Annotated in this window: 11 protein-coding genes; 5 read left to right on the forward strand and 6 right to left on the reverse strand. The window is 56.3% G+C overall.

Features of this window, described 5'->3' with window-relative positions:
- Window positions 1–48 precede the first annotated feature (48 nt).
- The 4 genes from EPD59_RS06245 to EPD59_RS06260 form a co-directional block, all read right to left on the reverse strand.
- A complete protein-coding gene (locus EPD59_RS06245) occupies window positions 49–1,155 on the reverse strand; it encodes an esterase/lipase family protein (protein WP_133272035.1) in 1,107 nt (368 codons plus the stop codon).
- Complete coding sequence (locus EPD59_RS06250) at window positions 1,152–2,105, reverse strand: T9SS type A sorting domain-containing protein (protein ID WP_133272036.1); 954 nt, start codon at window positions 2,103–2,105, stop codon at window positions 1,152–1,154. Before EPD59_RS06250 ends, EPD59_RS06245 begins: the two co-directional genes overlap by 4 nt.
- An 88-nt stretch (window positions 2,106–2,193) precedes the next feature.
- On the reverse strand, window positions 2,194–3,111 hold the full coding sequence (locus EPD59_RS06255) for a rhomboid family intramembrane serine protease (protein WP_133272037.1): 918 nt from the start codon (window positions 3,109–3,111) through the stop codon (window positions 2,194–2,196).
- Between the two features lie 19 nt (window positions 3,112–3,130).
- The gene (locus tag EPD59_RS06260; protein WP_133272038.1) at window positions 3,131–3,955 is read right to left on the reverse strand and encodes a hypothetical protein; all 825 of its coding nucleotides are present in this window, start codon (window positions 3,953–3,955) and stop codon (window positions 3,131–3,133) included.
- A gap of 139 nt (window positions 3,956–4,094) precedes the next feature.
- On the opposite strand from EPD59_RS06260, the gene EPD59_RS06265 reads away from it, so the two are divergent.
- The 4 genes from EPD59_RS06265 to EPD59_RS06280 all read left to right on the forward strand — a co-directional run bounded on the left by EPD59_RS06265 (window position 4,095) and on the right by EPD59_RS06280 (window position 7,140).
- Window positions 4,095–4,418: a hypothetical protein gene (locus tag EPD59_RS06265; RefSeq protein WP_133272039.1), complete on the forward strand. Its 324-nt coding sequence runs from the start codon at window positions 4,095–4,097 to the stop codon at window positions 4,416–4,418.
- A 50-nt stretch (window positions 4,419–4,468) separates the two neighbouring features.
- Window positions 4,469–4,789: a hypothetical protein gene (locus EPD59_RS06270; protein WP_133272040.1), complete on the forward strand. Its 321-nt coding sequence runs from the start codon at window positions 4,469–4,471 to the stop codon at window positions 4,787–4,789.
- Window positions 4,790–4,981: 192 nt separating this feature from the next.
- Complete coding sequence (locus EPD59_RS06275; RefSeq protein WP_133272041.1) at window positions 4,982–6,214, forward strand: serine hydrolase; 1,233 nt, start codon at window positions 4,982–4,984, stop codon at window positions 6,212–6,214.
- Between the two features lie 311 nt (window positions 6,215–6,525).
- Complete coding sequence (locus EPD59_RS06280; RefSeq protein WP_165963492.1) at window positions 6,526–7,140, forward strand: M15 family metallopeptidase; 615 nt, start codon at window positions 6,526–6,528, stop codon at window positions 7,138–7,140.
- Window positions 7,141–7,158: 18 nt separating this feature from the next.
- On the opposite strand, the gene EPD59_RS06285 is transcribed toward EPD59_RS06280, so the two are convergent.
- Together EPD59_RS06285 and EPD59_RS06290 are read right to left on the reverse strand one after the other, a co-directional pair.
- Window positions 7,159–7,581: a response regulator gene (locus tag EPD59_RS06285; protein ID WP_133272043.1), complete on the reverse strand. Its 423-nt coding sequence runs from the start codon at window positions 7,579–7,581 to the stop codon at window positions 7,159–7,161.
- A gap of 27 nt (window positions 7,582–7,608) precedes the next feature.
- A complete protein-coding gene (locus EPD59_RS06290) occupies window positions 7,609–10,455 on the reverse strand; it encodes a PAS domain-containing sensor histidine kinase (protein WP_133272044.1) in 2,847 nt (948 codons plus the stop codon).
- A 586-nt stretch (window positions 10,456–11,041) separates the two neighbouring features.
- Here EPD59_RS06290 and EPD59_RS06295 point away from each other — a divergent pair.
- Complete coding sequence (locus EPD59_RS06295; RefSeq protein WP_240731723.1) at window positions 11,042–12,673, forward strand: glycoside hydrolase family 10 protein; 1,632 nt, start codon at window positions 11,042–11,044, stop codon at window positions 12,671–12,673.
- Window positions 12,674–12,820: the final 147 nt, after the last annotated feature.

Genomic DNA, 12,820 nt, shown 5'->3' on the forward strand with positions numbered 1-12,820 from the left:
GGGGGCTTTTTTGTGCAACTATAAGGCTATTTGAAGCAGAGCGATTCGCTACACATTAGTCCGCAAATACTGATACACCTCCGGATTACTTAGCAGCCCGATATGGCTTTGCTGGGCAAATACGCTGGTAGTTACTACTGTTCCAGCCGGGAGCGCCGGGTCGCCGAAGGTGCGGCCGATGGCGCTGCCGCCGCCTACGAGGCCGTCGCCGAAGTAATGGTCGAGGGCCGAGCCTAGGGTTTTGAGCAGCGAGCCCACCAGCACATGGTAGTGCACGCCGGGAAGGGGCGGAACGACGGTGCGGGGGGCAAAAATGTCGTTGGCGCGCGGGTTTTGCCAATCTTCATCCACTAGCCAAGCGTGTCGCAGGTCCTTGATGCCGTTGCTGCGCTGGTCCATGGCTTTGCTGAGAAAGCGCGTAGGCGCCACATTTATCTTGCGCAGCAGCACGGAAGTAAGGTGGCTGTTTTGCTCTAGAAACGACCCATCGTTGGGTACGCCCAGCAGGAACACCGACTTCAGATGCTTCACCCAAGGCGCTTGCTCCTGACCTTTACGGGCGCCGTAATGGCCCGCGCTGCGAATCACTAAGCCTCCCATGGAATGGCCCACCAGCACCAACTCGCCAATAACTTCAGCGTGATGCTCAAATAGCTCTGTCAGTAATACATTGAGCAGTTGGCCATTTTCCGAAATGTGCAGGCCGCTATTGTAGCGCACATACAGAGACCGCACACTGGCTTCCTTTTGCAGTAGCGGCCCGTAGCGGGGAGTATCGGCCGCGCCCGACTGCCAGATCATCTCGTCGCCCATCAGGCCGTGCAGAAACACGACGGTTTTCTGCGGCTCAGTGCTTAGGCGTAAATCAGCAGCGGCAACATCAGCACCGTGCTGGCGAAAGCTCATCTGAATGGCCCGCCGATCCTGGCGTTCGGCTAGCTGGTCGCCGATGGCACCGTTGAGTACTGGCAGGGTAAAGTGACGGTACGCCTGGCCCGTGCGGTACAGAAAATCAAGGCCCGTGCCGGGCAAGGAAGCCGCCCGGCGCATAGCCGACCTAGCCCGCTGCCACCTTGATGAGGACTCTGGTTTGGGCTCTGGATTAGTAAGGTCAGGGTTGGGTGCAAAACCCTCGGGGGGCAATTCTTCGGTCACTGAATCAATAATTTGCGCGTCAGCGTACCCTCCGGCGTGCTTAAGCGCAGTAAGTAAACGCCCGCAGGCTGGCCCCGCAGACTAATAAGCCGGCCACTGGCGGCGCTGATGGGCGCCGCGCCCTGCCGCTGTACTATACGGCCAGCAGCATCCGAAATGGTAAAAGGCGCCGTAGCTACACTGGGCTTTTGTAAAGAAGCCAGCGAGAATTCACCATTGGCGCTGGGGTTGGGGTAAACAACTAGCGCTGCTTCAAGCTGCGGGCTGCGGTCGGCCGTGACGGTAAGGGGCAATGTCACGTCGTCCACAAACAAAGACGCAGTAGGTGAAGGCGTTGCACCCGTGCCGGCTACAAAGAAAATGCGCAGCGTATCGGGCATGGTGGTGGCGCTGTACGTGATGGGCAGGTTTATCAGACGATAATCCGGTACGCCACCCATAAGCTGAATAGAAGTCTGCCCCACTATGGTTCCTTCCTTCGACAATACTAAGCCCACTTGGCCCGTCTCCGTGGAGGTGCCGGTGTACTTAAACCAGAACTGCATAGCCGTGGGTCGGGCCGTAAACGGGATGCCGCCGGGCCGCAGCCGAAGGATATCCTCCTGTGTGCGCGGCAAGTTATTTGGATTGATTAACGGGGTTTCGGTGCCAAGTAATAACACTGCCGGTATCGGAAAATTACCTACCAACGGAATGCTTATGTTCTTGAAAGTCAGGCGGGCGGCAAACTGGCCGGCGTGCGCTTCCGTCGATTTCGTTACCCCGCCTATTGCTAGCGGTAAGATGGCCGCTCCAATCTCGTCGGAGGTAATCCACTGCGTGGGCGCTTCTACATTGCTTTGCGTAGCCCAAGCCTCAAAGGTGCCATTAGCCAGGGTGCTTTGCGCAGCAGCCGTGCCCGACCACCATAAACCACCGAGTAACAAAAGAGAAAGTAAAGGAGCCTTCATGCAGGTGTCAGATTGAGGTAGGAGTAAAGAAGAATAGAACAGCCGTCCACTCGGTTGTAAGTTATGGGTACACTACGTTGCTAATTAGCTATTGGGTTGTTTGTTTAAAGCTAATTCGAGTAACAAAATAGTAACTGCCGAGCTTTTGGGGGAAATCCAAAAAATCAGGCGCCGCCAGTAGCGCCAGGTAGCCGCGTGCGGCCGAGCAGCGCTCCGACCAATAAACCGGTAAATAAGCCCCCAGATGCGCCGCGTGGTCGATATTGCCCCCCAGGCTGCCCACTAGGCCGTTGAGCATAAAGTAGAAAACGAACCACAGCAAGGTGCGGCGTTGGGTGCGGCCGAAGGGCACCGCGCGCGTCAGAAGCAAAGCCAGCAAAAGGCCGTACAACCCAAAAATGGCCCCCGACGCGCCCACGGAGTTCACCCCCGCGCTATTCCACCACACACTGGCTAGGCTACCCCCAATGCCGCACACCAAAAAGCCCCCCAGCAAGCGCCACCGGCCCAGCAGCGGCTCCAGCAACGACCCCAGAAACAGCAGCCCTAGTCCATTAAGCAGCAAATGAGCCACGCCGCCATGCAGAAAGCAACTGGTAAGCAGGCGCCAGGGCTGCCCATGCAAGGTGAGCGGCGAAAAATTAGACCCCCACCGCACTAGCTCCTCCCCACTCGGCGCGAGCGGATTGGCCGCAGTAAAGGCCAGCAGGGCATAAATCACTATGTTCAGGTCGAGCAGCAGGGGCGTGACGAAAAACGAACCGGCCGGCCACAGCATGGCCCGCAAGCTCCGCAGCAGGAGCCGACCAGTGCTTTCGTCGGGAAGGGGTGGAGATGGAGGGATAGGTGCCGCGGGCCCTTCTGTGGGCACAAGGCCGCGCCGCTGCAACTCACCCACAGCAGCCTGTACCACCGCGGGCGGGAAGCGCTGCGCCTGCCGGGCTAAAAAGAAGAGTTCAGCGTCGGTTTTCTGGGCGTATAAATCGTGGGAGTTATCGGGGTCCATACGGCCATAGAACTGGTCATCAACGCGCTGCCGTCATGTCGATGTGTCGGGTGGGCTGCTTACCGCCACGCAACTCGTAGAGCATATCTTCCACCGGAGCCAGGGTTTTGAGTACTTCGCCATCCATAGGTGGGCGGCCCAGGGAATAGTTTTCGCGCATTTCCTGCAACGACTGCATTCGCCGGTTGGCGATGTCGTGCATCAGGTTTACCCGCTGCTGCATAACGGGTCGCAGATTATGATTGTAAACCAATACGCGCGTCAGCTCGCGCCATTGGTCGTATACCAGCGCGGTTTTGCCCGGAAACGTGGAATCTATCTTGGCTATGGCTACCTGGTTGGCCAAAAATTCGGCTTGCTTTTCGGCTTTCCAAAAACGGCCTGACAGAATCAGGTATTTGCCCAGAGGCTTCTTGTCGGTGCGCTCGCTGGGGGGCAAAAGGCTGGGCTCCGTCTTTAGCTGCGCGGCGGTTTCAACTTCAAAAGTCGGTAACACATTCAGCTCCACCGACTTTAGTTCGGTAGTGACTTTGGGCACAACCGCAAAAGCCGGCGCAGGCTTATGAAACTGAGTATATACCAAGCACCCAACTACCAGCAGCGCCACACCAATACTGGGAGCCAGCCAGCGCCGCTCAACAGGCTCGTTTTCATAGTCGTCGGTTATATAGCTTTCAGTATCAGAAAGATGGGCGCTGGTTGCTACGCCACGCCGGTGTAGTTCTTGCCGAGCCGCTGTTACTACAGCCTCGTGGTATAGGTCAGGATGCTGGAGGAAGTAAAGAAGTTCAGGATTGGTTTTCTGGGTGAATAAATCGTTTGAATTGTCTGGAGTCGATGACATGCGTAAGCTGGGTAGCAAGTGAGAAATAGAGAGGATAATAAACTCCCCAAGTTGGCAAAAAAGCACGGCAATGCCACCCTTTTAAGGCCGAACCCGCGTATAGTTTAGCAAGTACTTTTTCGCTCTAACCACTTCCGCTATGGCAAACGACCAAAACCAACCCGAACAACAATCTACCGATAGCCGCACCATTCAGCAAGGCACTGTTTCCCAATCCGATCAGCGCCAGCCAGAAGGCCGCCAGGCGTCCGGCGACGGCAACGATTCGCTGCGTGGCCTCAACGCCGACGACAACTCGGGCAGCGGCGGCACCGAAGGCGGCCAGGAAATTAAAGGCAAAAACGTAAGCACCAGCACTACCTATGACGAGCCAGGCAATGCCGCCGAGGGCGACGTGGGGGGCAGCACAACCAGCAGCGGCACAGGTGTATCGGGCGGCGAAACTGGCCGAGTAAACCTGTAGCATAGGCTGTTTTAATATCTCATCTCATTCTTAATCCACTGCATACCATCATGGCAAACCACCCACAGAACACCGACTCAACTTCCGAAGACAGCGGCGCAAACCGCGTGAGTACTTCCAACAGTGGCCAGGATGGCACCACTAATAATGAGGCATTATCTACCGCCCAAAAGCACGATCAGAAGCAGGCACAACCACAAGGTGGCCAACATGCTACTACTACCAGCACCCAAGGCAATATGGGTGATGGAGCCGGTATCCGTGGCGACTACGGCGACAGCGACCAAACCAACGGCATGGAAGGCGGAGATGGCGCCGACATGCGTCGTGCCGCTGAGGCTGGCGGCGAAAGTGAGAATTCAGGTCGCTAACCCAAAGCGTTAAAGCCACCCTTATGTAGAATAGGAAGGCAAATTTGCCCCCCAGAGGCCCCCAGTACTTACCTACGCATCATTTGATAGGCTGTAAGCACGCCCCCGCGTATCTTCCCAGCCATGAAAAATACCAGATGGTGCCAAGACAGGTGGTGGGGGCCCTTTTGTGCGGTAATAGTCGGGGTGAATATGCTAATCAGCCCTATCGCGGTGGCCCAGACAGGCAACCCATTGCGCCGCCTGCTGCACGCCGATACCGCCCGCTTTGGGCGTATTTTGCGTGCCCCAAAGCAGTATCGCGTCCAGATTATCTACACCCAGATTAACCGCGACGCCCAGAACAAGCCTCATTTTCGCTCTTACACCTACGGGGGGGCAAATTTGCGGCGCTACTTCTATCCGGCCAGTACAGTGAAGCTGCCAGCGGCCGTGCTGGCGCTCGAAAAGCTGCGCGGCCTGCGCACCCAGCATCCAGCCCTGACGCCAGAATCACCCGTGCGCATCGATTCAGCTTTTACTGGCCAAACGCGCGTCGTGCGAGATTCTACTAATTCTACAGGTCGGGCCAGCATTGCGCACTACATTCGCAAAGTGCTGTTAGTGAGTGATAACGACGCTTACAATCGGCTGTATGAGTTTCTGGGTTCGGGGACGCTCAACGCCGAACTGCACCGTCGTGGCTACCGGCACGTGCGGCTGATGCATCGCCTTTCGGTGGGCGACCAAGAGCCGGGTTCGCGCCACACAAATCCGATGACCTTTTTCGCCGCTTCGTCGCTGCGAATACCAGTGTATCAGCAGCCGGGGGGCTTTTTTGCAGGTGCCTGGCCTCAGCTTAAGCTGAAAGGGGAGAAGATAGGCAAGGGCTATATGCAGGGCGAGAAACGGATAGAGCAGCCTCTCGATTTTAGCACCAAAAATTACATTTCTCTGGCAAGTTTGCAGGGAGTGTTGCGGGCTATACTTTTTCCCGAAAGTCTACCGGCAGAACGCCGATTTCAACTCGATACCGCTGATTATCAGTTTCTGAGGCGGTATATGGCAATGTTGCCGCGGGAAAGTGAGGCCCCGCGTTACGACTCGCTGGAATATCCTGATAACTACGCCAAGTTTTTGCTGGCGGGCGGACCGGCGGGGCCGTTGCCGTCGGGCGTGCGCATTTTCAACAAAATAGGGCAGGCCTACGGGTTTCTTATTGATAACGCCTACATCACGAATGAGGCGCAAGGCGTGGAATTTCTGCTGTCGGCCGTGATTTATACGAATGCAGACGGTATTCTCAACGACGACAAATACGAGTATGATGCAATTGGCTTCCCCTTCATGCGCGACTTGGGACAGGCAGTGTATCAGTATGAACTGAAACGTATCCGCCGCTATCGGCCCGATTTAAGTCAATTCCGGGAAACGCAACGAAAGTGATTTTCTAAATTTTGTAACCTTTTTGGATTCAGGTTTTATATTGCAAGGTGTTGTTTGCAAGTGTGTTAGCAAAATAAATAAGCGTTGAAGCACGGCTGCTCACCGTCTTTTAATAATGAGCAGCAACTAATAGTCAAATGAAGAGTACACACTAATACTCGAAGCTCAGCCTTGTATTCGTTAAGCCTTTTTGGCGTTCGTCGGCTGTATGGAAAGTGGCCGCTATATTGCATTAGTACAAAGCCTGCCTTTACCTATGGGCATGCAGTTGAGAACAGAAAATGCCCCCCAGCGAGTCCATATCCCCGAATATGCATGGCCTACGCATTATTTCCATGCCCGACGATTACCATCGGCAGGTGCGGGAAAATGCAGATAGCGAGTTAGTTGACCTCGCGGAATTTATTCCCAGCATCACGCTGGATATTCGCTATGCCACCGCCGCCAACCTACTTGGCCGCCCGCTCTATCAGCAGCCCAAAGCATATTTGCGCCGTCCTGCTGCTGCGGCCCTACGCGCTGTGCAGGCCGAATTAAATGCCGTCGGAGTGGGCTTGAAGATATTCGATGCCTACCGCCCATATAGCGTTTCGGTAGCTTTCTACGACCATGTGCGCGATGAAACGTTTGCTGCTCCGCCATGGCGCGGCTCCCGCCACAATAGGGGTTGCTCGGTAGATGTAACGCTGGTGAGCTTAAGCACGGGCCAGGAACTCAGCATGCCCACCGATTTCGACGATATGACGCCCGCCGCCCACGCCGATTTCTCAGGAGTTCCAACGCTGGCCCTCCTCAATCGGGCAGTTTTGCGGGCCGTTATGAGCCGGCACTGCTTTGAGCAATACCCCGGTGAGTGGTGGCATTTCGATCATAAGTGCTGGGAAAACCATGACCTCATGGATCTGGAGTTTCAGGCTTTCGGCTGAACCTGGGGTAGCGTTGGGCTAACTAAGGGGAGAAACCGGTAAGCTTCGCTGAAAATGCAGCAGCAGAATCTGGTCAATTTTCTCTTTGGTGAGAGGCTTGCTCACCAGGCCGGCGATATTTAGTTCTTCCAAGCGGCTCAGGTCGCGGGCGTCCATGGTGGTAGTGAGCATGATAATGACCGTGGCGCGGTGCTTAGCGGCAGGCAGCTGCCGGTAAGCTTCGAGGAAGGCAATACCACCCATACCGGGCATTTTTACGTCGAGCAGAATCAGGGCCGGCTCATCAGGGCCAGCGGTGTTAACGATGATGTCCAACGCCCGGGCTCCGTCCTCCGCCGTGAACAGGTGGTCAGTGACTTCGAGTTGCTTGAAAAGCAGCTCATTCAAGAAATTATTGGTCGAATCGTCGTCAACCAGCAGTACACTCGAAAGCTTTTCCATAGAGAATATAGGATAAAAGTAGCCAGCTTACGCGGGCAGGGAAACGGTGAAAGTAGAGCCGACACCGGGCTGGCTCTCCACAGTGATAGTGCCGCCAGCATTGTCCACGAGGCGCTTAACCATGAACAAGCCCACGCCCGAGCCCTCGACATGAGTATGCAAGCGGCGGAACATACCAAATAGCTCGCCCTGCTGAGCTGCGGTAAGCCCCAAGCCATTGTCTTGTACAGTGATTACCAAGTGGTCAGGCAAGCAGTGTGCCTGCAGCAGTACCTGAGCTGGTCGGTCGGGGGCGCAGTACTTCACGGCATTGCTGAGCAGGTTATACACCACTGAGCGCAGGGTTTTAGGGGCTACGCGCACGGCCTCGCAGCCGTTTACAGTCACGCTCAAGGTAGCGGGCGCCGCTTCTAGTATAGGGGCTAGGTCGAGGCGCACACCTTCGATAAGATTGGTCAGGTCCACCATTTCAGCGACTTCGGCCCGTTGCAACTGGGATATATCAGTGAGGTGACCAATGGTTTGCTGGAAGCGTGTTACCGAGCCCTCCATCATATCGAGGAGGCGTGGCACCAGGGGGGCTTGCTGGGCTTCGGGGGGCAATTGCTGGCGCAAAGCCAGTAGCAGGCCTTCAATGTTGGAAATCGGAGCCTTCAGATCGTGTGAGGCGGTATAAACGAAGGTGTCGAGGTCGGCGTTGGTACGGCTGAGGCGGGTGTTGGTATCGTTCAACTCCTTATTGGTGGCCGCCAACTCCTTGTTGAGGGCATGTACCTGCTGGCGGGCCACTACCTGATCGGTTACGTCGATAGCCACGCATGCAATGCGTACAACCTGGTCCTGCGCATCTCGCAAGGGCTCAAATACGAAGCTAAAATACCCCGGGCTATCTGGCTGGTGGTACGGCAATTGAGCCGGCATTTCCTTCACAACAAGGGTTTTACCGATCTGCCACACCTGATTTAGTAGTTCAGGTACTCCCTGACTGACGAGCTCCGGCAACACCTCAAAGTAGGGCTGCCCTACCAGTTGCTCCCGCCTGCGACCCAAAATCTGCTCCATGAGCGGATTTACAATGTTGAACACATAGTTGGGTCCTTCCACTACAAATATGGCCGTCGGCGACTGCTCAAATACCGATTCAACCAACTGCTGCTGAGCTTCGCGTGCTTGACGGGCCCGCACCTGCTCGGTTACCTCATGGATAAACACGGCTACACCAGCAATGCGGTCATTCTCGCGGTAAGCCTGATAAGTAAAAGTAATGTAACGAGGTGGTCCGCCGGGCGTGGCCGTACGCAACGGTTGCTCCAGCCCCTGATACATTTCGCCCGTCTGGTACACTCGGTCGAGGCGGCCGATAACATCCGACGTTGCCATGTTGGGATAGACTTCGAGTACCGTGCGTCCGCGCAGGTTGTCAGCCGGGTATAGCTGCGCGAAAGAATCGTTGAAGTATTCGATGCGGTGGTTGGGTTCGCGCAGCAGAGCCACGGCCACCGGTGCCCGCTCAAACAAACTCAGTAGCTCCTGGCGCTCTTGGGCGCGGCGCTGCACTGCTATCAGTGCCTTAGCCTGTAGCGCCTCGGCTTGGCGGCGCGTACGCACGGCCTCAGTGGTATCCAGAATGAAGGCCAAAATACCCTGAGTTTGGCCCTGACTGTCTTTGAGGGGCTGATAAATGAAGTCGACGTAGTGCTGAAGGGGCGGGCCAGTGGGCTGGTCCAGCAAAATGGCAATTTCTTTTCCTATAAATGGCTCGCCGCTCGAATACACGCGGTCAAGCAACGATAGGAAGCCCTGCTCCACTACTTCGGGCAGCACTTCGGCCGCAGTTTTATACAGAACGGGCCGATTGCCCGTGAGAGTAGAATACTGGTTGTTGAAAAACGCGAATCGGTGGTCGGGCCCGGTGAGCGTGGCCACGGCGGCCGGCACCTGTCCCAGAATCTGGCTCAACAAGCCTTGCTGCTCCTCCAACCGACGGGTGCGCTCCTGCACCCGAACCTCTAAGTCATGGTTGAGCTGCTCTACGCCCTGCCGGGCTTCTACCTGGGCTGTGACTTCGGTGGCCGAGGCAATGATACCAGTAATGGTTTGTTGGATATCGCGCAGGGGCTGATATACAATGTTGAAATACCCCGGAATCAACTCGCCAGTGCCCACGCGGTCTATTTGTACCCACTGCTCGTGCAGGTGATACGGGTTGCCCGTGTGGTACACGTCGGCAAAAATGGCCTCGAAGCCCTGGCCAGTAAGGTCAGGTAAAGCCTCGAAATGCGGCCGACCGATAATCTGGGTTATGGGCCGGCCCCATAGCCAGCCCATGCCCTCGTTGGCAAACGTGACAACGTGCTCCGGTCCGTCCAGGATAGCAATGGCAACGGGCGCCTGCTCCAGCGTGGCTTGTAAGGTGGCCTTCTGCGCATCTGCTTCGGCACGAGCCTGCTGTTCGCGGGCTTGGCTTTCGCGCAAGGCCAGAGCCGCCGCTGAGGGCGCATGTTCACCCCCGTCGGAGAAGCTCACCAATAGTCCCTCTTCCAGACGCTGGGCGTAGGCCCGAATAAAGTTGTCGCCGCTAGCCTGGTAAAATTGGTCGAACTGAGCTGGCGTGCCGGTCAGATACGTGTCGTGACAAAAGGCAAAGGCGCCGTTTGTCGCACTATCCGGCCATTGCTCTAGGAATGTAACCGTAGGCTGCGCGGGCAAACCCAGCGTGCGCTGGGCGGTGGCGTTGAGGTAAGCAAAGCGAAAATCAACTGCCCGACCGTCCGCATCGAGTACCGAAGTGTAGTACACAATGCCGTTGGGCAACAGGTCCAGCAGGGCGGGAAGCGTGGTGGCGGGCAGTCCAGGAGTTGTCAGAGGAGTCATAAACAGGAAAAGAAAGCCACCAGATAACCTTCCAAGGTACAACAATTAGCGTGAGGGAAGCCAGGAAGGTCGTGTAGCCAAAGCCACAGATTTACGCTGGTTGCTCTATGGGCTAGGGTTGAGTTCGGCCAGACTTTTTTTACAACGGTATTCCTTTCGATTTGCCTATCGGGCATGGTTTAAATCTGCCTCCGGGGAGCATGCCGAAGAAAGCCCAATTGCCAGACTGAAAAAGCGCAATCGGACATGTGAAGAGCCTGTACACTGAGACGCGCCACTGGCGGTAGTGCTTCGTGTAAGGTTGGATAAGCCGGTCACGCATACCGCTTCTAGCTGGGCCAGCTGGCTGAGCTTGGTTTAAAAAAGTTAAACTAGTGCTGTTGAGCCAAAAGCCTGTACACTTTGCGTGGCTGGTGTGCGTACTTTTGCGCATTCCTCTATAGTTTGTGCTGATGCCCCGTTATTATCAATTCTGGTTTCTTCCTCTTCTTTTTACAATCCTGGTGGCGGGTAGCTCGCCACTTTACGCGCAAAATGCCCCCCGAAGCGGGAACTGCGTGGGGTCTGGATTGCCAGCGTTGAGAATATTGATTGGCCCAGCCGCCGCTCGCTTACGCCTGAGCAGCAGCGCCGCGAGTACACTCAAATGCTTGATGTACAGAAGAAAAACGGCATCAACGCGGTTTTTGTGCAGATTCGGCCCGCCGCCGATGCCTTTTACCAAAGTGAGCTAGAACCTTGGAGCAAGTGGCTGACCGGGCAGCAGGGTAAAGCCCCCAGTCCCGCCTACGATCCGCTTCCTTTCCTGATCGATGAAGCCCATGCCCGCGGTATGGAGTTCCACGCCTGGTTTAATCCCTACCGCGCCTCCCTCGATTCGGTGACCAGTAAGCTGGCCGCTAATCATCCGTATCGGCAGCATCCTGAGTGGTTTCTGCGCTACTCCGGCAAGCTGCTTTTCAACCCCGGCTTACCCGAGGTGCGGAGTTATATCAATAAAGTTATCCTGGACGTGGTGCGCCGCTACGATATCGATGGGGTTCATTTCGACGACTATTTCTATCCTTACCCGGAGGCAAATCAGGTTATTCGTGATGAAGCCGCTTTCCAGCAGCACAACCCAAATCAGCTGAAGCTGGCCGACTGGCGCCGCCAGAACGTGAATACACTGGTGCGCGATCTGCACACCAATATCCAGAGCACAAAGCGCTGGGTAAAGTTTGGTATTTCGCCCTTCGGTGTCTGGATGAACCAAACCAGCAACCCGGAAGGCTCCGGTACAGCAGCGTTTGAGGGGTATTCGGGCCTGTACGCTGATGCTCGTTTGTGGATGCAGCAGGGCTGGGTCGATTATATAATGCCCCAGCTGTACTGGAGCACCACTTTTAAACCAGCTTCTTATTCAGTGCTGCTGAACTGGTGGGCCCGCAACCGCTTCGATCGGCACTTATATATCGGGCAAGGTGCTTACCGCATCTTCGAAACCAGCAAGCGCGACCCTTCCTGGCGCGACCCCACCGAACTGCCCCGCCAGATTCGGCTGAACCGCTCATACCCGACGCAGGTAAATGGCAGCGTGTTTTTTAGCTCGAAGTCATTGATGGCTAATCCGCTGCATGTGGCTGATACGCTGCGTCAGGATTTGTTTCGCTACCCGGCGCTGGTGCCTTCCATGCCTTGGATGGATGCTGTGCCACCCCGTCCTGCCCAAAACCTGGTGCTTACCCGCACTGGTCGGGCTGTAAGTCTGCTCTGGCAGCCCGGCCCCGCCGCCACCGACGGCGACGTGGCCCGCTACTTCGTGGTGTACCGCTTCGGGCCCGGCGAAACGCCTGCCCCCGATGATCCGCGTCGCATTGTGGCCCTAGTGCCTCGTCCCGCCAACAATCTGCCGGCCTTGGTAGATACTACCGCCCGCCCCGGCGTGGAGTATGCGTACTATATCACCGCCGTCGACCGCCTCCACAATGAGAGCCCGCCCGTGCGAGCCAGCACGGTAGCCGGCGCGCCGGTGCTGGTGGCGCAAGCCCCTCCCGCAGCGCCAGCGCAAACACAAGCCCCAGCTGCTCAGCCAGCAGCCACGCCACCGGCCCGGCCCGTGCCACCCACCGCATCTCGGCCCCCTATTAGCCGCCCGACGCCTAGTACCACCAAGACCAAGGTGAAGATAAAGAAGCGTAAGCGTGGTGGCTTGTTGGAACGCGTATTTGGCCGGTAACTGGCGCAAGAAAGTCGAGCAATAGGCCTTATACTACCATAAAAAAGCCCCCCGGAGTTTCCGGGGGGCTTTTTTATGTGCCTTCAAACGGCCTTAACCAATTTCAAATCCCAGTGGAATGCAGGCAGAGAGTTTGGGATGCAACAA

Origin of the sequence: Hymenobacter radiodurans (genome assembly GCF_004355185.1) — a bacterium.
Taxonomy (GTDB): Bacteria; Bacteroidota; Bacteroidia; order Cytophagales; family Hymenobacteraceae; genus Hymenobacter; species Hymenobacter radiodurans.